A 24414-nucleotide genomic window follows, 5' to 3' on the forward strand; every position below is an offset into this window, starting at 1 on the left:
TTCCTCACCTTCTGCAAGCGTCTGATCAGCGGCTACGACACCAAGATCCACCTGGTCGTGGACCGGCACCCGGTCCACCGCGCCAAGACCACCACAGCGTGGATGCACACCCACCGCGACCGGATCGAACTGCACTACCTCCCGGCATACGCCCCACACCTCAACCCCGACGAACTGGTCAACGCAGACCTCAAACGCGTCCTGGCCGACGAGAACATCCTCAACCCAGAACAAATGGAACTGGCGGTTCGCTCGTTCTTCCGGCGCATCCAGAAACTCCCCGGCCATGTCCGCGGCTACTTCCAAGCCCCACACACCATTTACGCTTCAACCATTTAGTTCCTGGTCAATATGAATAGTTCGCGCATATCCCGAACAGGAAGATGGAACCGAAAAACAACATACCCCAGACTGCTTGGAGTAAGGCGGTGCTGGTCACGACCTCCAACAGAAAGAAGGCCGCGATGACACCGAACTCCACAGCGACGAGCACCAGAGCCTTGCGCCACATACCCAACGCTAGGTAATAGAAGGGGCCGAAAAGGGTGGCCAGGAGATTCCACAACTGGAATGTTTTTTTACCGAACGACAGTTGTCGGAGCGCGGCTCGATGCTCGGCCGTCCTTATCGGACCATATTTGTCGAAGAACTCGAAGCGCTCGCGCCAATTCGGTTTGACTTCGACGTAGCCATTCGGAAAGCTGGTACTCAGATTACTCCTGTCCAGAAGGAAGACTCACGCTACGGCGCGAGCAGCGATCAAGGTTCGTCCTAACCCCTGCCCAGCCCGAGGCCCCGCAGATTTCGTCCAGCAGTGTACGGTAGCCCCTGGAAGTCCGCAAACATTCGGCGAACGACTGCTCGATGCTGGTTCATCCACGTCGGGCACCCCACAGCCGATCCTCGACGGCGTCCGCACCGGCTACGACGGCCCAGTGCTGCTCGCCCAGAACTTCACGATCATCGACGTGACGCCCCAGCAGATCGTCTGTCGTATGGCTGCTTTCGAGCCCGCGCCGTTCCTGATGTCTGATCGGGCATATCACGCCAGCAAGAGCGGCGCCAATCAGGACGCGACGCGATGAACGCGAAGGTCATCACCGGGGCCGACGTGACGAACTGGTGCGTCCAGCGCTGGGCAGCTCTTGGCTGGATGGATTGGACGCCGAAATCCCTTCTGTTTCAGTCATGTTGAAGGACCCTGGTGAGTGTGAACGTGGAGCGCCGGAGCTCGAGCGGTGCGATGTCCGCAGGCTACGGGATAGGGTAGATCTCGCTCCGCCCGGTTCCGGACCCTGCGGACTCACCGGTCGACCGCGAGGAGATCGTCATGTCGATCAGCGAAGCACTGGGTGCCGAACACGAGATCGAACTCGGTGTAGGCCGTATTCGATACCGGAAGTGTGGAAGTGGCCCGCCCGTCGTGTTCGTTCACGGTCTGCTCGCCAACGGTGATCTCTGGCGACATGTCGCCCCTGTGCTCGCCTCGCACGGCTACCGCTGCCTCACCCCGGACTGGCCGCTGGGTTCGCATACCCTCGCTGTTCCGGATCAGGAGCTGACCCACCCGCGGTGGCGCGGCTCATCGCGGAGTTCTTCGAACGACTGGACCTGCGAGACGTCACTGTGGTGGCGAACGATACCGGGGGCGCGCTCACCCAGCTGGTGATGGTGGAGCATGATGAACGTCTCGGGCGTGTCGTCCTCGTCGCCTGCGATGCGTTCGACCACTTTCTGCCCCCTCCCTTCCACCTGTTGCCACGGGTGTTCGCGCTGCCCCCTGCCGCGTGGTGCGTCGCGCGAATTCTCGCGGTACGGTCGCTGCATCGCACCCCGCTGGGATTCGGTTGGATTGCGAAACATCGTTTCCCGCCGGAGATCATGGACAGCTATGTGCGTCCCATCCGCGACGACCCCGCCGTCCGGCACGACTACCGGCGTTTCACCGCTCGATCGACCATCGTTACACCCTCGAGGCTGCGACGCGGCTGTCGGCCTTCACCGAACCGACCCTGTTGGTTTGGGGTTCGGAGGGGAAGCTCTTTGATCGATCAGTACGTCGACAACGCCGGAGCCACCTCCCGTTCGAAGAGTTCGATCCCCGTGGTGTCGTAGGCCGCTTCGGGGAAGTAGAGGATCGCATAGCCGAGGCCGAGATCGCGCAGCCGGATCAGGTTTTCGATGATTCGATCAGGAGTACCGACGGCTGTGGTGCCACGGTAGAGCTGGTCGACATGTGCGCGGGCTCGCTCGGCGCCGATGTGCGGAGTGAGCCGAGCAGCCAGCGCCGATAGCCGTTCGCCGACCTGGGCGTCGGTCGAGCCGATCGCGACGTCGAAGTCGGCCGAGCGCACGATGGCGTCGAAATCGGTGCCCACTTCGGTGCAGTGCGCACGCAAGATCTCGGATTTCCGGGTGAATACCGCTGGGTCGCCGGCGAAGTTGGTGTACTGCGCGTATTTCGCAGCTGTGCGTAAGGTTTTCCTCTCTCCACCTCCCGCGATCCAGATCGGAATCCCGTTGTGCTGCATCGGTTTCGGTCGGACGATGGCCCCGTCGACCTGGTAGTGCTTGCCGTCGAGAGTGGCCGCCCCCGTCGTCCACGCCTGCCGCAGGATGCGCACGCCTTCATCGAGCCGGCCCAGCCGGGTGCCCGCCGACGGGAAGCCGTAGCCGTAGGCGCGCCATTCGTGCTCGTACCAGCCGCCGCCGATACCCATCTCCACCCGACCATTCGAGATCAGGTCGACCGTCGCTGCGATCTTCGCCAGATGGACCGGGTTGCGATAGCTCATTGCGGTACACATTTGTCCGAGCCTGATGCGCGAGGTCGCCACGGCGAACGCCGACATCAGTGTCCAGGCTTCGTGCGTGGCCTCTTCGGTCGGCGCCGGAACCGTGTGGAAGTGGTCGTACACCCACAGTGAGTCCCACGTCTCGTTCGCGTCGGCACGGCGAGCCAGGTCACACATCACCCCCCACTGATCCACAGGGTCGATGCCGAGCAGGTCGAGTCGCCAACCTTGCGGAATGAAGATGCCGAAGCGCACGGATGTCTCCTTCATGCATGTTTCGAACCAGTAGTGACGAACCTACTGGCCGTGGGCGCGGTATGCGGCAGCGCCGCGCAAGCGCCGTGTGCCGCGCAGGTCACACCATGCTCAGGACGAGTCCCGATCGCGAAGCGATGTAAGCTACATGGGGGCGCCGAGCGGCGTCCACTGGATGACGAACGACACGTGCGGATGCCCGAAATCCGCAGCGACGGGAAGGAGGTGGGTTGCAATGCGCAGCGAACCTCCCAGTCGAAGGCCGCGCGGCGCCGCCCCTTCACCTGTCCGGTCGTTGTCACCGCGGTAGGGGTCGGTGCCCCGCGGTGTGAACATCGCACTCATCAACCACTCGTGCTCGTGCTGAGGTTCCCCCATGTCGCACACCGACATCATCGAAGTACGTCCGTCGTTGTCCGAATCCCTGCAGGACATCGTCGAAAGCCGTCACGTCGGCGCCGCGCTCGATTGGCTCGGCGCGCACCCGCCGCACGTCATCGCCGACCAACTCGCACGAATGGACGCGGTTCGAGCCGGGATGGCGTTCCGGTTGCTGGACAAAGATCTCGCACTGGCGGTCTTCGAGGAACTCGACCCGGTGGACCAGCAGCAAATCCTGCAAGGTTTGCGTGATCGCAGCTTCCGCGAACTGATCGAGGGCATGGCGCCCGACGATCGAGCGCGCATGCTTCGGGAAGCACCGGCAAAGGTCGCGAAGAAGGCGCTGGCCGGGCTGAGCTCGCGGGAGCGGCGGTTGACCGCCAGCCTGCTCGGATACCCGGAGGGGTCGGCCGGACAGTTCATGACGCCCGAGGTCGTGGCCCTGCCGCGGGAGCTGACCGTGGCGGAGGCATTGGGCACGGTGCGCACCAAGGGCGGTAATGCCGAGACGGTGTACACGCTGCCAGTGGTCGACTCCGGTAGGCGTCTGACCGGCATTGTCGAATTGCGCGAATTGGTGCTCAGCACGCCGGACACCATGGTGTCGGAGCTGGTCGCGACCCAACCCGCGTTCGCGCGCGCCACCGACTCCGCGGAGGAGGCCGCCCGGCTGATGCGCGAGACCAACGACATCAACCTACCGGTGGTGGACAGCGAGGACCGTCTCGTCGGGCTGCTCACCATCGACGACGCAGTCGAGGTGATCGAGGCCGCCGACAGCGAAGACGTCGCGCGACAAGCCGGCTCGGCGCCCTGGGAGGGGCACTACATGGCTGCCGGAGTGTTCCAGTTGGCCCGCTACCGGGCGCTGTGGCTGCTGCTGTTGTTGGTTGCGGCGAGCTTGACGGTTACCGTCACGGACTTCTTCCAAGGCACCTTGCAGCAGGCCGCACACCTGGCGCTGTTCATTCCCCTGCTGATCGGCGCGGGCGGTAATGCAGGCGCGCAAGCCGCTACCGCCTGTGTCCGCGCGCTGGCCGTCGGCGAGGTCAGGGCGTCGGATCTGTTTCGGGTGATCTGGCGGGAATGTCGGGTCGGGATGGTGCTGGGTTCCTTGCTCGCCGGCGCAGGATTGGCGATCGGCGCGGTGTTCGTCGGCCCGCGGATGGCCGTGGTCGTCGGCAGCACGTTGGTGCTCATCTGCGGCTGGGCCGCCACGATCGGCGGCACCATGCCGCTGCTGGCGAAGAAGCTACGGATCGACCCTGCGGTGGTTTCCGCCCCGATGGTCACCACACTGGTGGACGCCACCGGGTTGATCATCTACTTCACCACGGCCAAGCTCGTCCTGGGAATCTGAGGTCCGCGGCTCAGAACTCCCAGTCTTCGTCCTCGGTATTGACCGCCTTGCCGATGACGTAGCTCGAGCCCGATCCCGAGAAGAAGTCGTGGTTCTCGTCGGCGTTGGGCGACAGGGCCGAGAGGATCGCCGGATTGACGTCGGTGTCGTCCTTCGGGAACAACCCTTCGTAGCCGAGGTTCATCAGTGCCTTGTTCGCGTTGTAGCGCAGGAACTTCTTGACGTCCTCGGTGAGGCCGACCTCGTCGTAGAGGTCCTGGGTGTATTCGACCTCGTTGTCATAGAGTTCGAACAGGAGTTCGAATGTGTAGTTCTTCAGCTCCTCGCGCTCGGCCGGGGAGACCAGTTCCAAGCCCTTCTGGTACTTGTAGCCGATGTAGTAGCCATGGACCGCTTCATCTCGAATGATCAGCCGAATCATGTCGGCGGTATTGGTGAGTTTGGCCCGCGACGACCAGTGCATCGGCAGATAGAAACCGGAGTAGAACAGGAAACTCTCCAGCAGCGTGGAGGCGACCTTGCGCTGGAGCGGGTTGTCGCCGTTGTAGTACCCCAGCACGATTTCGGCTTTGCGCTGCAGGTTGCGATTCTCCTCCGACCAGCGGAACGCTTCATCGATTTCGCGGGTCGAGCACAGTGTGGAGAAGATCGAGCTGTAGCTCTTGGCGTGTACCGACTCCATGAACGCGATATTCGTCAGCACCGCCTCTTCGTGCGCGGTCAATGCGTCCGGGATCAAGCTCACCGCGCCGACAGTGCCCTGGATGGTGTCCAGCAAGGTAAGACCGGTGAACACGCGCATGGTCAACTGCTTCTCGGCGGCGGTCAAGGTGTTCCACGAGGGGATGTCGTTGGAGACCGGGACCTTCTCCGGCAGCCAGAAATTGCCGGTCAGCCTGTCCCAGACCTCGGCATCCTTCTCGTCGGGCACCCGGTTCCAGTTGATCGCCGATACCCGATCGATCAGTTTCATCCTGCGTCCACGCCTTTCTCGAGCCTGTCGTCGCTACAGAATTCCTCCCCCTGAACACTACTCCTTGGGGGTGACATGTCCATGAAGCACAACACCTTGTGTCACGGCAGCATATATTGCGCCGGTGCACTCAGCGCCGGCTCGCACGACGGTAGCCGATGGTGGCCGCAACAGCGAACACCATGATCGGGCCGAGTGCCCGGGTCGTGGCGAGCTGCAGGGGGCGGGCCAGGAGATCGTCCACGGCGAGCGCCCGCCTGCCTCGACGGCGACACCTGTGTAGCTCACCCACGTGATGACCGATACCGCTGTGGCCGTGTCGGTTGCGAGTAGCGGCAGATACACTGCGCCCGGCGCAGCGGCTGTCGCTACCTCTATCCAGATGAACCTGTGGCGGAATCGATGGTCGTGTGGATCGGTTGCGCACGACTGCAAACGTGAGTGCCCCGTCGAGGCCTGACAACAGATCGGGTCCGTTGTCGATGAGAACGTGGACAACGGCGGAGACCGGGGCGTCGACGAAAGGAGGCCCGGCGGTGTCGCCACTCAGGGTTGCCGTAGTGGGATACGGATTGGCAGGGGCAGTGTTCCACGCACCCTTGATCGCGGTCGAGCCGCGCATGCGAGTCGCCGCAGTGGTGACCTCGTCTGCCGAGCGCGCAGAGCGAGCGATCCGGGAACACCCCGGTGCACGGGTGTTGTCGACCGTCACCCAGTTGTTCGACGATCCTTCCGAGATCGACTTGGTGGTGATCGCCACGCCCAACCGCAGTCACGCACCGCTGGCCATGTCGGCGATCGAAGCCGGCCTGCCGGTAGTGGTGGACAAGCCCTTCACGGTCACCGTGGCCGAGGCCGAGCAGGTCGTCGCTGCGGCCGAGAAGGCACAAGTCCCGCTGTCGGTGTTCCAGAACCGGCGCTGGGACAGCGACTTTCGTACCGTCGAATCGCTGATCGCCGCCAACCGCTTGGGGCACGTACACCGGTTCGAGTCCCGGATCGAACGATGGCGACCCGAACCAAAAGGAGGTTGGCGTGAACTCGGTGACGAGACCGATGGCGCCGGCTATCTCTATGACCTTGGCAGTCACCTCATCGACCAAGCTCTCACGCTTTTCGGTCCGGTAGCCGAGATCTATTGCGAACTCGACCGCCGCCGCACCGGGGTACGAGCTGACGACGACGCGTTTCTCGCCTTGACGCACGCCAACGGCGTCCGCTCACACCTATGGATGAATGCCGTTGCTGCGCAGCATGGTCCCAGGTTCCGTGTCCTGGGTTCCGACAATGCCTATGTCGTCTACGGTACCGACCCGCAGGAAGCGCAACTACGGGCAGGACGCCGTCCGGACCACGAACATTGGGGCACAGTCCATCCCGAGGATTGGGGCGAACTCGGTATCGAGTCCGATGCCCGCCGCGTTCGTTCTCTGCCGGGTGACTACCGCTGCTACTACCGTGCGATGGCCGATACGCTGCTCGTCGGAACCCCAGTTCCCGTCGACGCTCGCGACGCGCTCGAAACGATGAAGATCCTGGAACACGCGCGTCTCGCTCACGCCCAGACCCATCCCGAACCCGCATTCGGCCGGATGTAGTGTCCAGGCCGACTGGGCGGTGTGCGGTGGTCGCGAATCTCCATGTATGCGAGGCCGGTAGGCCCATGTCCGTGTCGCGGCTAAGAGGTGAGTGTGCGGATCAGCACGTCGAAAGTCGGTGCGTCAGGCCATGATGGGGTGAGCTCGCCTCGTCTCGACCAACCCCACCGAAGGTAGGCGCGGTAAGCGCGGGGATTGTCGGGCTCGACAAGCAACGTTGCGCGTTCTTCGGTTCGGCCCGCGAGGAGTTCGTCGTGGAGTGCATGGGCGATGCCCTGCCCTGCGCGATCCTCATCGATCATGATCTCGCTGAGAGCGAAGGTCCGAGCACCATCTTCGCGGACGAATTCACCATGCTCGGTGCCATCTTCGTCGGGGACGAGTCCACCCCACCATGCAGTGCTCGGTCCCAGCGGCCAGCCCCACGTCTGACCGACCGCGAGGCGGTCGATGGTCGCGACAACGAGTTCGAAGCCGTTGGAACGTCGGGGGTCGGTGTAGGCGTCGAATCGCTTCATGAACTCGGCAGGTTGGTCGAAGGGATCACCGGATGCGATTGCAGCACGGTAGGAGCGGCGGTACACGTCCTCGACGAGTGCTCGTTGCTCGCGGGCGCCGTAGGCGTCGTAACGGTTGAACTGCAGATCGGTCATGCTGTCGATGCCTTCGTGTCGAGCTGGTCGTAGCGCCCGGCGAATCCGTCATCCGCACCAGCGAGTTGGCGGATCGGTGCCATGGTCCGCAGGGTCCGCGTCGACCCGCCCGAGGTCTCCAGGGCGGCGAGAACGGGTTCGGCTTCGACGGTCGCACCGCGGAGGTCTCCGACGCTAGCACGAACTCGGGCACACGCTGATGCCGTCGGACCCCTGGTCGAAGCCGGGTTCACCGGTCAGCGCCGGCTGGCACGACGGTAGCCGATGGTGGCCGGAACAGCGAACACCACGATAGCGCCGAGTGACCAGGCCGTGGCGAGCTGCAGTGGGCGGGCCAGGGGGCCGCCCACTGCAAGCGCCCGCATGGCCTCGACGCCAACCGACATGGGTTGATTGCCGACAATCGGATGCAGCCACCCCGGAAAGGCGGCCAGCGGAACGAAGCCGGTGCTGAAGAACATCATCAACGACGTCACGATCATGGTCGCTTCGACCAACGTCGCTTTTGCGGTGAACACGGCGACTGCTGTGACGACGGTGGCGAAAGCCAGCCCGACCAGCAATGGGATGAGCAGGAACGTAGTCGTCGCCGCCAGGCCCTGCTGGAAGCGGAAACCGAGTAGATAGCCGACCGATACGACCGCGAACGTCCCCACCACGATGCGACAGCCCTCGGCGAGGACACGGGAGATCAGGCCGGAAGCGCGGTGCACCGGTAGTACCCAGAAGCGGGCCAACAGGCCCGCATCCCGCTCGCGACCGAGCAAGACGCCGCTGGCAACTGCGCCGGACAATGCGGCTACCAACGTGACCATGGGCACCGATCCGGACAACGCGCTCTCACCGGTGAACGTCGCGATCTGTCCGCCGATCACTGTGTCGAGCATGATCAACAACAGGCACGGGATGATCAGCGTCTCCAGCAGGGTCAGCGGGCTGCGGACCCAGCGGATCAGCAACCGCTGCGTCTGTAGCAGCGACTGGCGCACCAGCGCCGGCATCGAGCTCTCGGTGCCGGTGTGGGATTCCCGTGACAGGATCGCCGACAGTGTCATCACTGCCTCCTCGACGCCAGCCGGACCGTCATCGGCACGCAGACGGCCAGGATGCCCAGCGTCCAGACCACCGGCGGCGCCACCAGCGACCACTTCACCGACTCCACACCGGAGGTCGTGTCGCCGGCGAATGCGCGCAGCGCGATCGCCCACTGCGAAACCGGTTGATTGCGCACGAAGGGTTGGACCCACGGCGGAAACTGATCTGCCGGCGCGAGTCCGGTCGACAGCAGTCCGAAGATCAGCGGCGGCAGTACCAGCGCCTGTGCGGTCCCCTCCGGACTGCGTGACATCGTCCCGATCACATCTCCGCTCAGAATCAGCGCGATCCCGATCAGCAGCGAGAACAACAGGAAGCCCATCGTGTGCACCAGATCGAGATGGAAGCGGAATCCGATGACGTGCCCGCAGACCAGTGCGGTGAGCAGCGCGATGGTCAGGCGGAAGACGTTGCCCGACACGCGTGCGGCCACCGGGACCAGCGGACCGATCGGCATCGCCCCGAATCGCCGGTCGAGTCCGCTGACCGAATCGGTAGCAGCCCGGAATGCCGCGGACACCGCTGTGAACGCGGCGGCTTGCAGAATCACCAGCGGCATCATGAACTGTGCGTAACTGCTGAATCCCGTGCCGATGAAGGTCATGATGGTTTTCAGCGGCAGGTAGAAACTCACGGTGAACACCGCGGGCGCCAGCACCGAGGTCAGAACCTCGCCGGTGCGCAGTGAGGGCACGATCAGCCGTGTGGTCAGCACCCACCACTGCTGTGGTGGCCTGGGTGTGGCACGGGTCGGGCTGAGCCATAGTGCGGCGGTCACGACACGACCTCCGGTTGCACGGCCTCCGGCGTTGTCGCCAAATGCCCGGTCAGCTGGAGGAAGACGTCATCGAGCGAGGGTCGGCGCAGCGCGATGTCCACCAGTTCCATACCAGCGCTGTCGAGGCGGCGCAGTGCTTCGGCGAGTGTCCTGGCTCCATCGGGTGCCGGAATGGTGATCCGATCGGACTCGGTGGTGAGTGTGGCCCGGTTCTCCGGCGGCAGAAGCGAATCCAGCGCTGCGGCGATGGCCGGCATATCCTTCAGCTCCAAAGGAACCACCTCGCAGTAGCTCCCGCCGGTACGTGCCTTCAGTTCGTCGGCAGTGCCGCGCGCGATCACCACTCCGTGATCGATGACGATGATTCGGTCGCTGAGTGCATCCGCCTCCTCGAGATATTGTGTCGTGAGCAGAGTGGTGATCCCCGCTTTCTTGAATCCGGCCACCACATCCCACACCCCTTGCCTGCTCCGCGGATCCAAACCGGTGGTTGGTTCGTCCAGGAACACCACGTCCGGCCGGACGACGAGTCCACATGCGATGTCGATCCGCCGGCGCATGCCACCGGAGTAGGTGCCCACTCGTCGTCCGGCGGCGCGTTCGAGATCGAATTCCCCGAGCAGTTCATGCGCCCGGATGCGAGCTTCCCGTTTGCGCAGGCCCATCAGCCTGGCGAACATCACCAGATTCTCGTAGCCGCTGAGCATGTCGTCGAGCGCGGCGTGTTGTCCGGTCAGCATGATGCGCCGGCGCACCGCCGCGGGGTCGGCGACCACATCGTGTCCCGCCACCAGAGCTCGGCCGTGATCCGGTCGGATCAGAGTGGCCAGAATATCGACCGTCGTGGTCTTGCCCGCGCCGTTCGGTCCGAGAACGCCGAGCACCTCACCGGGCTCGGCCGAGAAGTCGACCCCACGCAAAGCCTGGACTGCGCCGAACGACTTCTCGAGCCGCTCGACGACAACTCCTCGATCAGAGTTCATCCTCGGCCTTCCGGCTGTGTTTCCGTAGCCCTTCGGCTGTGTGTGTCTGTAGCCCTTCGGCTGTGTGTGTCTGTAGCCCTTCGGCTGTGTGTGTCTGTAGCCCTTCGGCTGGGTGCGCTCGTCAAATGTTCGTCGAGGACGTGCGCGACGAGGGGCAGTGCATGCGGCGCAGTCATCTCGTCGTGCGTGACGTCGATGTCGTGCCGGTGGATTCGGCCGGTCACATAGGGTTGCCAGCCGGCGGGGCCGAAGATGTCGGAGGTGTCGACGGTCGCGCCGACATACACGATGTCGCCGTCGAAGACCGGGCGATGGTAGCCGGTTCTGGTGCGCGCGGCGGCGTTGTAGGACTGGGCCATGCGCGCCAACGTGGCGGCGTCGATCAGCGAGACGCCGCCGAGTCGGTCGCGGATCAGCTCCGCTGCCTGGTGCGCGCTCGCGTCGGCGGGCACGTCGTGGATGCCGAAGACCGAGCCGAACGCATCGACGAACGATCCCGCGGTGAGCGGCTCGATACTGTCACCGTCGATGTCCGCGGTGTCGGCGTCCAAGAGCGCGACCATACCGACATCCGCGCCGTCGGCGTGCAGCTTGGCTGCCATCGCATGGGCGATCAGGCCGCCGAACGACCATCCGACGAGATGGTAGGGGCCTTCGGGCTGTCGGGCGCGAATCTCGCGAACGTAGCGGTCGGCGAACTCTTCGATCGAATGTGGGGGAGGTTCGTGGCCGCCGAGATCGGGGGCCTGCAGGCCATAGATCGGGCGGCCGAGTGCCAGCATGTCGGCCAATCCGAGGTAGCACCACGACAGCCCGGACGATGGGTGGATGCAGAACAGTGCGGGGTCGTCGCCGTCGAGACGGATCGGTAGCACAACGTCCAGTCCGAGCCCGCCGGTGGGTGCGGCCGGGGCGGTGGCTGCCGCCTCGTGTTCGGCAGCGGTTCGTGCCGCCGGTGACTGTGCGAAGCGGGTTGCCGCATCCAGCGCCGCGAGCCACGAATCGGCCAGTTCGCCGACCTCGTCATGGGTGAGCAGGGTCGAGGGGAAGCCGAAACTCGCCGTCAGCCGGTCCTCGATCACCATGGCGTGCACATCGACGACCGATTGCATGGGCACGTCCGGAGCTTCGGCAACATACACCTCGCCCAGCTCCTCGGTGGGCAACCAGCCGAGGTTCTCCAGGCCCGCGGGGATCTCGCCGGCGGAATACCTGCCGAGGTAGTTGAAGCCGACCTGTCCGGGCAGCTGCGTCGGAAGTTGCTGCGCCGTCGTGGAGTCGAGGTAGCGCAGCAGGCCGAAGCCGATCCCTTTGTCCGGCACCGACAGCAGTTGGTGCTTCACCGTTCTGATCGCCGAGCCCAGCGCCGGCCCGCCATCCAGCGCCTCGTCGATGTCGATCCCGGTCAGATCGAGTCGCACCGGGTAGATGCTGGTGAACCAACCGATGGTGCGGGTCAGGTCGGCACCCGGCACGATTTCTGCTTGGCGGCCATGGCCTTCCAGTCGCAGCAGGATCGTCGGGCCATCTGCCCGCCAGTGCATCAGTGCCATGGCGAGTGTGGTCAGCAGCGTGTCGTCGACACTCCCACGGAACAGTCCGGGAAGGGTGGTGAGCACGGCGCGGGTGACCTCTGCGGATGCCGTCCGCTCGACCGTGCGCAGCGTTGCGGCACGGTCGACCTCCGGGTCCAGCGCCCGATATCCGAGGAGTGGGTCCGGTCCGGCGAGAATACTTCGCCAGTAGGCCAACTCGGCGATCCGGTGTTCGGCGCGTGCTTCGTCGGCCAAGGCGTGAGCCCAGCGCCGCATCGAGGTCCCGGTCTCGGCGAGCATCGGGGATTCGCCGGCCGACACCTGGGCCCAGGCGGTTATCAGGTCGGGAATCAGGATGCGCCAGGACACACCGTCGATCACCAGGTGGTGCGCTATCACGATCAGCCATCCGGCGCAGGCGGCGCGTATCCCGGCGTCGTGCGCGGGGTCGATCCAGATGAATTGCAGTACAACGCCTTCGGCCGGATCGAGTCGGTCGGCCGCAACGTCCATCTCGGTCATGGCGAATTCGTGCAGTTCGATCCGATCGACGGCGTCGAACTCGATCCGGTGCACCAGCGCGGCGACGTCGATCGAGCCGGGCGGGGCCACCGATAGTCGCGCGCTGCCATCGGTATCGGCGATCAGCCGGGCGCGCAGCATGTCGTGGTGGTCCACGACCGTGGTGAGCACGGCAATCAGTTGTGATCGCTCGATCCCGACCGGCAGTTCCAGTACCGCGGTTTGGGCGAAGCGGTGGTAGTTTCCGCCGCGCTCGAGCATGTAGTGCCCGATCGGTGGCAGCGGCAGCTCCCCGAGACCACCGCCGGGCAATTCGTCCAGGGTCGGCGCCGTGTCTGCCATCTCGACCGCCGCGGCAAGCGCCGAAATCGTGCGATGCTCGAATACCTGCAGGGGGGTGCAGGCGATCCCCTGCTGCTTGGCCCGAGACACGAGTTGAATCGCCGAGATACTGTCGCCGCCGAGGGCGAAGAACGAGTCATCGGCGCCCACGTGCGGTGCTGCGAGCAGGTCGCCGACGAGCGCAGCCAACCGCTGCTCGGTCGGGGTGGACGGCGCGCGGTACTCGGCGCGGTCGGCCGTGAATTCCGGCACGGGAAGTGCGGCACGGTCGAGCTTGCCCACCGCCGACAGTGGGATCTCGTCCAGCACGACGAATGCCGCGGGTGTCATGTGGCTGGGCAGCATGTCCGCGGCGAACGCGCGCACGGCCGCCACGTCGATCTCGGCCCCCGGTGCGCGGACGAGATAGGCGGCCAGTGCGGTGGTCCCGGTGGGGCCGGGTAGCCCCAGCGTCACCGCGACGTCCACCCCCTCGGCGCGGCCGAGCACCGCGTCGATCTCGCCGAGCTCGATACGTTGCCCGCGCACCTTGACCTGGAAGTCGGTGCGGCCCACGTACTCCAGTTCCACTGCCGAGTCGATGCGAATCCAGCGCACCAGGTCGCCGGTGCGGTACATCCGTTCGCCGTGTGCAGTGAACGGGTCGGCGACGAATCGTGCGGCAGTAGCACCCGCTCGAGCTCGGTATCCGCGCGCCAGCGCGGGCCCGGCCAGGTACAGCTCGCCCACCACGCCCACGGGGACCGGGTGCAGCCGATCATCGAGAACCGCGACTGCCGCACCGTGTACCGGTGTGCCGATCGTGATCGATGCATTCAGCGTCAGCGGCCCCGACCCCGTTGCCCAGATGGTGAATTCGGTCGGACCGTAGAGATTGACCAGGGTCCTTCCCCGAGCCCACCGGTTGACCAGTTCGGCGCCGATCGCTTCGCCGGCGACTGCCAGCACCCGCACGGAGACCGCCGCCGGGTCGAGGGTGGCCAGTGCGGAGGGGGTGATCACCATGTGGGTGACCTGGTGGGCGGCGATCAGGTCGGCGAGCACGCTGCCGCCGAAAACCCCCGGTGGCGCGACTACCGCAGCGCCTCCGGAACCGAACGCCATGAGTGCTTCGAACACCGCGGCATCGAAACTCGGGGAGGCCACCTGCAGCACTCGGGAGTGCTCGTTCAGGCCGAGGGTTTCCCGTTGTGTCGCGACGAGATCGGCGATGCCACGGTGGGACACTGCGACGCCCTTCGGTGTTCCGGTGGAGCCGGAGGTGTAGATCATCCATGCGGTGTTGTCGAGCCGGATGGGACCGGTTAGGTCGGAATCCTGCACGGGGTGATCGCTCGCGGCGCCCGAGCGTTCGATGGTGCCGGGATCGTCGAGCACCAGCCAGTGCATGCTGTCGGGCAGCAACGGCCGGAATGCGGCGAGGGTCAGGCCCACTGTGGCGCCGGAGTCGGTGAGCAGATGGTCGATGCGCTCGATCGGGTGTCGCGGATCGACGGGTACGAATGCCGCGCCGATCTTTGCGGCGGCCCATATGCCGGTGAGCAGCTCCACAGAGCGTGCAAGGCCGAGTGCCACAACGGTTTCCGTGCCTGCGCCGGACTCGAGCAGCAGGTGAGCCAAGCGGTTGGCGCTGGCGTCGAGCTCCCGGTAGGTCGTGACGTGCTCGCCCGCCACGACCGCGGGCCGATCCGGGTATCGTTGCACAGTCTGCGACAGCAGGCCGCGGAGTGTGATCTCGGTGGCGGTCGTGCTGGCGGTACGTGCTGGTGACAGCTGCGCACGCTCGGCGTCGTCGAGGATGTCGATATCGGCGATGCCGATCTCGGGTCGGTCGAGGACCGTCGTGAGTACCTGGCGCCACCGCGCGGCGAACGTGGCCATCGTCGTCTCGTCGAAGAGGTCGGTGGCATAGGTCAGTACCGCATCGATGCCCGTCGGTCCGCGCTCGTCGAAGCGTTCGCGCAGATCCAGGGTCAGATCCATCTGCGAGGCGTTGCGCTCGAAATCCTGCACCTCGATCCGCAAGCCGGGAAGTTCCATTGCTGGTTCCACGAAATTCTGTAGCGACAGCGACACCTGGAACAGCGGATGGTGCGCAGTGGACCGATCGGGGTCCAACACCTGGACCAAGCGTTCGAAAGGAACGTCTGCGTGGGTGAAGGCAGCCAGATCCGCCGACCGCAGGACGTCCAGGAAGGCAGCGAAGTCCGATCCGGGATCGACCCGGGCGCGCAGCGCCAACGTATTGACGAACATACCGACCACCTGGTCGAGTTTCTGCTCGCCGCGGCCCGCGATCGGCGTGCCGATCAGCACGTCGTCGGTGCCGCCCAGCCGAGCGAGCAGAATCGCGAGCGCGGCATGCACGACCATGAACGGGCTGACCCGGCGGGCGGCGGATAGCGTCGTCAAGGCACTGTGGGTCTGGGCTCCGATCGAGAACGCGAACTCGGCGCTGCGCATCGTCTGTACCGCGGGACGCGGACGATCGGCAGGCAACTCCAGCAGATCGGGCGCATCTGCCAGCGTGTCTCGCCAGAACCGGATCTGTCGAGCCGCAGTCGAATCGGGGTCGGAATCGTCACCGAGCACCTCGCGATGCCAGAGTGCGAAGTCGGCATATTGCACCGGCAGTGGAGTCTGCGTCGGGGCCTGCCCACGCACCCGTGCCGAATAGGCGGCAACCAGGTCCGCGGCCAGCGGCGCCATCGATGCCCCATCGGCGCTGATGTGGTGTACCACCAGGACGACGACGTGCACCGGTGGGGATGTAGCCGCCTGCGGCTCGGACCCGACTGCGGCGCAAGGCAATTGCGGCTCGGGAGTAGCAGCGGGCTCTCCAGCTTCACGCAGTCGGAACAGACCGACGCGCAGTGGCGGATGCGTGGCGAGGTCGAATCCGGTGCGGGCCACAGCTGCTATGGCCGCACGCAGCGGCGCTCCGTCGTCGGTGGTGACCAATGGGACAGTGGGCGAGGCGACCTCGGTGTCGACCACGAGCTGTCGGGGGCCCTCGGGATCGGCAGGATACACCGTGCGCAGGCTTTCGTGCCGTTCGACCACGTCGGCGACCGCGGTACGCAGCGCTGCGACATCCAGGTCACCGATGAGCCGCAACGCCACCGCAATGTTGTAGGCGGGTGAGGCCGGATCCATGCGGTCGAGTACCCACATCCGTTGTTGCGCGGGCGACAACGGAATGCGATCCGGTCGAATTCTCGGGGCGAGGACGAACTGCCCGGCTGCTCCGACCGTGGGTACCACTCGGCCCGACAAGTGGGCCACTGTCGGCGCGTCGAACAGATCACGCAACGCGATACGCGAACCGAGCGCCGCATTCACCCGAGCCACCACTGTGGTTGCGCTCAGTGAGTTGCCCCCGAGCTCGAAGAACGACTCGTCCACACCCACCTGTTCGCGACCGAGCACCTCACCGAACACTGCGGCCACCGCCGCTTCCGTCGGCGTGCGTGGTGCGAGGTAGCGGCGGCGCGTGTCGGTGAATTCGGGCATTGGAAGGGCCGCCCGGTCGAGTTTGCCGACCGGGGTGAGCGGAATCTCCTCCAGTACCACCAGATGGTCGGGTACCATGTATCCGGGCAGTTCGGCGGCCACGCGTGCCCGTAACCGGTCGACCTGCAGTGTCGCTGCGTCCATGGGCAGCACATACGACACCAGCACGGTCGTCCCGGTGGGTCCCGTGCGGCCGATGGTCACCGCGTAGTCGACCGCGTCGTCGCCGGTGAGCACTGCGTCGATCTCGGCGAGTTCGATACGCAGGCCGCGGATCTTGACCTGGAAGTCGCTGCGGCCCAAATATTCCAGTTCGTAGCCATCGCCGGGTCCGTGCACCCAGCGCACTACGTCTCCGGTGCGGTACATCCGTTCGCCCGGGGCGCCGAAGGGGTTGGCCACGAATCGGCTCGCGGTCAGCTCGAAGCGGTTGAAGTAGCCGCGCGCCAGTGCAGGACCGGACAGATACAACTCGCCGGGCACACCGACCGGCACTGCGCGCATCCAGGTGTCCAACACCGTGGCGGCCGCGCCTCGGATCGGTCCACCGATCGTGATCGGCGCGCCGGCGACGAGTTCACTGGGGCCGGTTGCCCAGATGCTGAACTCGGTGGGGCCGTACAGATTCACCATGCGGCGGCCCGGCGCCCATCGCTGGATCGACTCCGGCGACGCGGCCTCGCCGGCGACCGCGAGTACTCGCAGATGCTCCAGCCCGGCGGGTTCCATGGTGGCCAATGCCGACGGCGTGATCACCGCATGGGTGACACGCTGGCTGCGCAGCAGGCGTTCGAGTTCTGCGCCACCGTAGACGTCCGGCGGCGACACCACCAGTCTGCCGCCAGTGCCATGAGCGAGTAGCAGTTCGAACACCGAGGCGTCGAAGCTGGGCGAGGCCACTTGTAGGGCACAGGTGGTTCGGTCCGAGCCGAGCGTCTGTTGCTGTGCGTAGACGAGATTCGCGATGCCGCGGTGGCTGAGCAGTACGGCTTTCGGCTTGCCGGTCGAACCGGAGGTGTAGATCAGGTAGGCCGTCTGGTCGACGTCGATGGGTCCGCCGCGCTCGTCGTCGGTGATCGGGGCGTCCGAGACCGTCATCACCCGGCGAATGGTGTTCAGATCGTCGAGCAACAGCCAATCGATCGTGCCGGGCAAGGTTTCGCCGATGGCGGTGACGGTGACCCCGATCGGCGCCTCGGAGTCGGCGAGCATGTGTTCGATGCGGTCGACCGGGTGGTTCGGGTCCATGGGAACGAACGCCGCGCCGGTCTTGGCCAGTGCCCACACCGCGACCACCGATTCCAGCGATCGGGGGAGTGCGAGTACGACGAACACCTCGGGTCCGACGCCCCGGCGCAGAAGCACCCGGGCGAAGCGGTTGGACCACGCGTCGAGGTCGCCATAGGACATGGTGAGTTCCCCGGCGGTGACCGCGATCGCGTCCCGGTCGATCCGGGCCGCCGCGGTGAGCAGGTCGGCGAGCGTCGCCGACGGTACCGATCGCGGACCTCGCACCGGAAGCAATGCGGCGCGTTCGGCTTCGGCGCAATGGTGAAGGCGGCCTACCTGTAGGCGCGGACTATGGGCGAGCCGAGTGAGCAGCCGGACGAAGCGATCCAGCATGGATTGCGCGGCCGGAGCCGCAAGGAGGTCGGCGAGGTATTTCAGCGTGATTCGCAGCACGTCTCGACCGTCGGGGTCGTGTACGGGGATCACCATCACGTTGAACGGGTACGGAGTTGCATCGGTTCCGGTTACGTCGAGTACCCGCATCCCCGCGATATCGGGTGACCGTGACAATGTCTCGCGGTCGACCGGATAGGACTCGAACACCGTGAGCGTGTCGAACAATTCGGGCAGACCGACCGCCTGATGAATGGCGGCCAGGCCGACATGCTGATGATCCATCAGCCGTGTCTGCTCGTCCTGCAGGCGCGAGAGCAGATCGGCCACCGTCTCGGCCGGGTCGAGCCGCACCCGAACCGGCAGGGTGTTGATGAACAGCCCGACCATGTCCTCCACCCCGGCGAGTTCCGGTGGTCTTCCGGAAACGGTTGCGCCGAAGACCACGTCGGTACGGCCGGTGAGTATGCCCAGCAGCAGCGCCCACGCCGCCTGCACCAAGGTGTTCACTGTGGCATTCGAGTCGCGACCGGCCTGCTCCAGCTGGGCTACGGTGGTGTGGGACAGGTCGGTGGAGACCGTGGCGGCGTCGGTGGGGGAGACTCCGGCGAGCGTGGGCGCCATGCGGGTGGGTGAGTCGACTCCGGCCAACGACGCAGTCCACATGGCCAGGGATTCGGTGTCGTCTTTGTCGTGTAGCCAGGCAAGGAACTCGCGGTAGGAATGCGCCGGTGGCAGTACCGAGGGGTCACCGTCGGTCACGTAGAGGGTGAGCAGCTCGCGAACCAGTAACGGCGTCGACCAGCCGTCCAGCACCACATGGTGGTTGGTCAGCAGGAAACGATAGGTGTCGTAACTGGTTCGGACGAGGGTGCACCGCAGGAGCGGGGGACGGGTGAGATCGAATCGAGTGCGTGCGTCCAGGGCGATCAGGCGGTCGATCTCACCGGCGCGCTTGTCGTCGGTGTCGATATCGGTCAGGTCGGCTTCGTGCCACTCGACATCGGCATCGGCCACGACGAGTTGGCGCGGCCCGTCTTCGGTTTCGACGAAGGCGACGCGCACGTTGTCGTGCCGCGCCACGAGTGCTTGCACGGCACGGCGCAGGCGGGCAGGGTCGACGGTTCCCGCCAAGGTGAGCAGCGTTTGCACCGTGTATCCGTCGGCGGTGTCGCAGTCGTACACCGCGTGGAACAGCAGCCCGTTTTGCAGTGGCGACAGCGGCCACACCTCGGTGAGGTTCGGGTAGGTCCGCTCCCAGGAGTCGATGCGTTCCTGGGTGACAGGGACCAGATCGAAATCCGAGGGTGTATGGCCGCCGGCGTTCGCGGACTCGGCGTGCGCGGCCAGGGAGCTCAGCGCGCTCGCCCACAGCGCCGCGAGGTCGCCGATGTCGGCCTCGGTGAGCAGGCGAGAGGCGTAGGCCCACGTCACCTCCAAGCCGGCACTGGTGTGGATAGCGTTGATATCCACGGTTGCCGCCAGTGGCGCGTGCTCGTCGTGGGTCACGGCGAATCGGCGCGGCAGCCACGGCTGTGCCGCGCCGGTGGTCGTGCGGCCGAGATAGTTGAAGCTGATCTGCGGGGCGGGTGCCTGGGCGAGCGTCGCCGCGCAATCCTCGGTCTGGTAGCGCAGCATGCCGAAGCCGATGCCCTTGTCCGGCAATGCCCGGATCTGTTCCTTGGCGACTTTGATCGCCGCGCCGGCCGCCGGCCCTCCGGCGAAGGCGTCCGGCACATCGATATCGCTCAGATCGATCGCGACCGGATAGACACTGGTGAACCAGCCCACTGTGCGTGCGAGGTCCGCGCCGGGAAGCACAGCGTCCGAGCGGCCGTGGCCTTCCACGCTGAACAACGCGGACGTTCGGCCCCGCCAGCGGGCGACCGCGAGCGCGAGCCCGGCGAGCAGCACCTCGTCGGCGCCGCAGTGGAAGCGGTCGGGTGCGGTGGACAGCACCGAATGTGCGATCGATGGTGGAATCACCGTGGCCAGGTGCGCCATGGTGGAAACCAGGTCGACGGCCGGGTCCATCGGCGCCGAACCGAGTACGGGATCGGATGTGGCGAGAATGCGTTGCCACAGCGGTAATTCCCCGGATCGAGTGGCCGCGTGCTCGGGTAGCGCGTGCGCCCACCGCCGAAACGAGGTTCCGACCGGCGCGGGAACGCCGCCCGCCGCAGCGGTGGCCAGATCGGCCAGCAGGGTCCGCCAGGACACGCCATCGGTGGCGAGATGGTGCACCACCAGCCACAGCAGCGGTGCAGCGTCCACGCGTTCGATCCATACGAAACGCACGACCGCGCCGGAATTCGGGTCCAGACGGTCGGCGGCGCGCTGCAATGCGCGTTCACAGCACTGTTCCAGATCCGTTTCGGCAGCGAGGACATCCAGTCTGTCCTGCGCGGCTGTCGAACCGGGTTCGGCGACCACCCAACTCCACCCGCCGGCACTGCGACGCAGTGTCGAACGCAGCAGGTCGTGGGTGTCGAGCAGCGTTTGCAACGCGCCGACCAGCTGGGCGCGCCCGACTCCCATGGGCAGGTCGATCAGCACAGCCTGAGCGAACCGCCGCCAGGTGTCGCCCTGCTGCACCATTGCGTGCACGATCGGCGTGAGCGCCACCTCACCGACCCCGCCGCCGGGAAGTTCGCGCACTTGCTCGGTCGGTATGTCGGCGGCGATCGCCGCGAGCGCGGCGACGGTTTTGCGTTCGAAGACGTCTCGCGTGCCGAACACGAGGCCCGCGGCCTTCGCGCGGGACACCAGCTGGATCGACACGATGCTGTCGCCGCCGAGCGCGAAGAAACTGTCGTCGACGCCGACCGAGTCCAGACCCAGCACCTGGGCGAACAGCGCGGCGAGCGTCTTTTCCCGCGTCGTGGCGGGTGGTCTGTGCGCTGTGGCTCGTGCGCCGAACTGCGGCCGTGGCAGCGCCTTGCGGTCGACCTTGCCCAGTGGCGTCAATGGAAGGTTGTCCAACACCATCACCACTGCGGGGACCATGTAGGGCGGAAGCGATTCGCCGGCAGCGGCGCGCAGCGCCTCGGGATGCGGGCGCGCTGGTGGTTTGGGAAGGACGTACGACACCAACGCTGTGGCTCCCGACCCGGTGTCGACGCCGACAGTGAGCGCGAAGGCGACGTCGGGATGCCGCTGCAGGGCGGCATCGATCTCGCCGAGTTCGATACGTAGCCCGCGCAGCTTCACCTGGAAGTCGTTGCGGCCCTGGTACTCCAGTTCGATCCGGCCGTCGCGGTGCACCCAGCGCGCCAGGTCGCCGGTGCGGTACATGCGACGGCCCGCCACGGAGGGGTCGGCGACGAATCGGTCGGCGGTGAGTCCGCTGCGCTGGTGGTAGCCTCGCGCCACGCCGGGGCCCGCGAGATACAGCTCGCCGCTACAGCCAGCTGGCAGCGGTCGTAGCCACGGGTCGAGGACCATGGCCGACACCCCACGGGTGGGGCTGCCGATGGTGACTCGATCGGTTGGCGCCAGCGGGGCGCTCAGCGTGACGGTGACCGTGGTTTCGGTGGGTCCGTAGCCGTTCAACAGAGTGCGTCCGGACCAGGTCGAGACCAGCTCGGGCGGGCAAGCGTCGCCACCGACGATCACGGTGCGCAGTTCGGGCAGCGTCGCTGGATCGAGCGTGCCCGCGATCGCCGGGGTGACATCGAGGTGGGTCACGCGATGGGTGCGCAGCACCCGCGCCAGGTCCTCGCCTGCATACGCGGAGGGGGGCACCACGACCAGACGTGCACCCAGGGCGAGCGCTACCAGAATTTCCTCGATGGAGATGTCGAAGCTGGGCGACACCGTATGGGCCACGACCGACCGCGCGTCCACGCCGAATTCGGCGCCGGAACTCGCGACCAGGTTCGCCAGTCCGCGGTGGGTGACGAGCACTCCCTTGGGTAGTCCGGTGGAACCGGAGGTGTAGATGATATATGCGGCTTGATCGGGGTGTGGTGTAGCTGTGCGCTCGCGCTCACGCAGCGCGCTGGCTTCCGCCGCGGCCACGGCGCGTTCGGTGGCGTCGTCGTCGAGAATCCGCCAGGTCACGACGTCGGGCAACGATTTTCGGGCCGCGGCGACCGTGACACCGAGGACCACGCCGCTGTCGGCGACCATGTGCTCGATCCGGTCCGGCGGATAGCTCGGATCGACCGGTACGAAGGCTGCGCCGGTCTTGGCCACTGCGACCGTCGCCAGGACCGACTGGATCGAGCGAGGAATCGCGATCGCCACCGTGCGTTCGGGTCCAGCGCCGGCGGCGATCAGCACTCGGGCCAGACGGTTGGTGAACGCGTCCATCTGGTGGTAGGTCAGTGTGGTCGCTCCGTCGACCAGGGCGGTGTTGCGCGGATCGCGGGCCGCGCCTTCGGCGAGGAGAGCGGGCAACGTCTGCGGCATGACACCGCGGGGTCCGTACGCGGGAGCGTATGTGGCGCGTTCGGTGTTTGCGAGCACCGAGATCGTGGCCAAAGGCGCGTCCGGTCCCGCGATGAGGAAGCGATGGACGAACGCCAGGAACCGTTGGCGGTGGATGGCCAGGTCGGCGTCGCTGTAGAGATCGTCGTTGGCTTGGAAGTCGATGTGCGTGCTCTCCCCACCGACGCCCGGATACAGGTTGACCGACAGGTCGGTGATCAACCCGCTGGTCAGTACGTGCAACCGACCGGTGACCGGACCGATCTGGATCCGGGTATCGACCATCATGAGGTTCACCACCGGCCCGAACGATCCTTCTTCGTCCATCGGTCGGCCGAGGTCGCGCAGGATGTCTTCTTGACGGTAGCGCTGTCGTCGCAGGGCCCCGGTCAGCTCGCCTCGAGCGATGCGAATCAGGTCGCCGACCGTCGTGCTCGGCGTCAGGCGGAGGCGCAGTGGCACCAAGTTGGCGATCATGCCGCCCGAGCGCCGCAATGTGGCCGTGGTGCGTGCCGACACCGGAAGGCTCAGCACGACTTCCGGCGCTGCGGTCATCGCGCCGAGGTAGGCGCCGAAGGCGGCGACCATGGTCGCCGCGACCCCGGAGACCACCTGCTCGGCAACATGCTGCAGCAGCCGACCGGTGTCTTCGGACAACACACCTGCTGCTCGGGTCGGATGTCCGCTCATGCTCGCGACTCGTCCTGCCAAGCTCACCGGGTCGGCCATACCGTCCAGATGCGCAAGCCAGTATGCGCGGTCGCTGTCGAACCGTTTCGAACTGCGGTAGGCCAGATCCGCCTCGACGATCGCGCGCAGGTCCTCTGCGGTTGCCGGCGCTGGAGCGCGGTCTTCGATGAGGGCGCTGTAGATCTCGCAGGTGCGTTGCACCATGGTCAGCGCGCCCATACCGTCGAGCACGATGTGGTGGATTCGCGAATACCAGAACCAGCGGTTCGTGTCGAGACGCAGCACGGCGCTACACACCAGCCGGTCGCGGGTCAGGTCCATCGGCGCCTCGTACTCCGCGCGCATCCAGGCGTGCGCGGCCGCTTCTGGATCGGGTTCGGTCCGCAGGTCGACGATGTGCAGGTCGTCGTCGAGTGTGGTGTCGACGAGTTGGAACGGATGGCCGTCCACCTCGATCAACCGCAGATAGCCGGTACCGAACTCGCGCCCGGCTTGCCGTGCTGCCCGAGCCAGCACCGTGGGGTCGATCGGCCCGTTCAGTTCGATGTACTGGGCGATGGACAGGGGGGTGGCGCCGGCGACCTGCTGGGCGAACCACATTCCGCGTTGAGCTGCCGACAGGGAGAAAGCCCCGTCGGGGAGGACGGTACCGGTATCGGTGGCCGTACCAGAAGGCTGTTGCATGAGGTGTCCTACATTGCGACTGCGTCGGGGATGTCGTCGCAAACCGACTGTCCACAGCTATCGCGGTAGTACTGACCTACCTGCCGCCGCACAACACGCTATATGTCAATTCTGGACCGAAACTGCTGCGTTGTGGAGGTATCGCGCAGAAGACCTCGGTGATCGGTACGGTGGCCGCGCCGATCTCATGGACTCTTCCCCGT

Annotated in this window: 15 protein-coding genes; 5 read left to right on the plus strand and 10 right to left on the minus strand. The window is 65.9% G+C overall.

The window, feature by feature from the left end:
- On the plus strand, positions 1-339 hold a 339-nt coding region (locus K940_RS0103350), incomplete at its 5' end, for a transposase (protein ID WP_028476366.1).
- A 7-nt stretch (positions 340-346) separates the two neighbouring features.
- On the opposite strand, the gene K940_RS26780 is transcribed toward K940_RS0103350, so the two are convergent.
- Complete coding sequence (locus K940_RS26780; protein ID WP_081706129.1) at positions 347-727, minus strand: DUF2628 domain-containing protein; 381 nt, start codon at positions 725-727, stop codon at positions 347-349.
- A gap of 208 nt (positions 728-935) precedes the next feature.
- Between K940_RS26780 and K940_RS32185 the strand changes: the two genes are divergently transcribed.
- Complete coding sequence (locus K940_RS32185; protein ID WP_155980729.1) at positions 936-1085, plus strand: hypothetical protein; 150 nt, start codon at positions 936-938, stop codon at positions 1083-1085.
- A gap of 218 nt (positions 1086-1303) precedes the next feature.
- Here K940_RS32185 and K940_RS33425 read toward each other — a convergent pair whose 3' ends face one another.
- Positions 1304-1468 carry a hypothetical protein gene (locus K940_RS33425; protein WP_231390225.1) on the minus strand — a complete coding sequence of 55 codons (165 nt, stop codon included), beginning with the start codon at positions 1466-1468 and terminating at the stop codon, positions 1304-1306.
- Here K940_RS33425 and K940_RS34070 point away from each other — a divergent pair.
- Positions 1424-1669 (plus strand): alpha/beta fold hydrolase, encoded by a 246-nt coding sequence (locus K940_RS34070; RefSeq protein ID WP_369797463.1) that lies wholly within the window; start codon positions 1424-1426, stop codon positions 1667-1669. The genes K940_RS33425 and K940_RS34070 overlap by 45 nt on opposite strands.
- Positions 1670-2051: 382 nt before the next feature.
- Here K940_RS34070 and K940_RS0103375 read toward each other — a convergent pair whose 3' ends face one another.
- Positions 2052-3050 carry an LLM class F420-dependent oxidoreductase gene (locus tag K940_RS0103375; protein WP_028476369.1) on the minus strand — a complete coding sequence of 333 codons (999 nt, stop codon included), beginning with the start codon at positions 3048-3050 and terminating at the stop codon, positions 2052-2054.
- Between the two features lie 144 nt (positions 3051-3194).
- Positions 3195-3428 (minus strand): hypothetical protein, encoded by a 234-nt coding sequence (locus K940_RS0103380; protein ID WP_028476370.1) that lies wholly within the window; start codon positions 3426-3428, stop codon positions 3195-3197.
- Here K940_RS0103380 and mgtE point away from each other — a divergent pair.
- Positions 3427-4791, plus strand: a complete 1365-nt coding sequence (mgtE, locus tag K940_RS0103385) for a magnesium transporter (RefSeq protein WP_036527409.1) — start codon at positions 3427-3429, stop codon at positions 4789-4791. The genes K940_RS0103380 and mgtE overlap by 2 nt on opposite strands.
- Before the next feature lie 10 nt (positions 4792-4801).
- Here mgtE and nrdF read toward each other — a convergent pair whose 3' ends face one another.
- Entirely contained in the window at positions 4802-5764 is a 963-nt protein-coding gene (gene nrdF, locus K940_RS0103390) for a class 1b ribonucleoside-diphosphate reductase subunit beta (protein ID WP_028476372.1), read from the minus strand.
- A 536-nt stretch (positions 5765-6300) separates the two neighbouring features.
- Between nrdF and K940_RS0103400 the strand changes: the two genes are divergently transcribed.
- Positions 6301-7362 (plus strand): Gfo/Idh/MocA family oxidoreductase, encoded by a 1062-nt coding sequence (locus K940_RS0103400; protein ID WP_028476373.1) that lies wholly within the window; start codon positions 6301-6303, stop codon positions 7360-7362.
- An 80-nt stretch (positions 7363-7442) separates the two neighbouring features.
- Here K940_RS0103400 and K940_RS0103405 read toward each other — a convergent pair whose 3' ends face one another.
- The 5 genes from K940_RS0103405 to K940_RS26785 all read right to left on the minus strand — a co-directional run bounded on the left by K940_RS0103405 (position 7443) and on the right by K940_RS26785 (position 24211).
- Positions 7443-8015, minus strand: a complete 573-nt coding sequence (locus K940_RS0103405) for an N-acetyltransferase (protein WP_028476374.1) — start codon at positions 8013-8015, stop codon at positions 7443-7445.
- Between the two features lie 236 nt (positions 8016-8251).
- Complete coding sequence (locus K940_RS0103415; protein WP_036527410.1) at positions 8252-9070, minus strand: ABC transporter permease; 819 nt, start codon at positions 9068-9070, stop codon at positions 8252-8254.
- The gene (locus K940_RS0103420) at positions 9070-9888 is read right to left on the minus strand and encodes an antibiotic transporter (protein WP_028476377.1); all 819 of its coding nucleotides are present in this window, start codon (positions 9886-9888) and stop codon (positions 9070-9072) included. The genes K940_RS0103415 and K940_RS0103420 overlap by 1 nt, the downstream gene beginning before the upstream one ends.
- Positions 9885-10871: an ATP-binding cassette domain-containing protein gene (locus tag K940_RS0103425; protein ID WP_028476378.1), complete on the minus strand. Its 987-nt coding sequence runs from the start codon at positions 10869-10871 to the stop codon at positions 9885-9887. Before K940_RS0103425 ends, K940_RS0103420 begins: the two co-directional genes overlap by 4 nt.
- A complete protein-coding gene (locus K940_RS26785; RefSeq protein ID WP_081706131.1) occupies positions 10868-24211 on the minus strand; it encodes a non-ribosomal peptide synthetase in 13344 nt (4447 codons plus the stop codon). Before K940_RS26785 ends, K940_RS0103425 begins: the two co-directional genes overlap by 4 nt.
- Positions 24212-24414: the final 203 nt, after the last annotated feature.

Origin of the sequence: Nocardia sp. CNY236 (genome assembly GCF_000482385.1) — a bacterium.
GTDB lineage: Bacteria > Actinomycetota > Actinomycetes > Mycobacteriales > Mycobacteriaceae > Nocardia.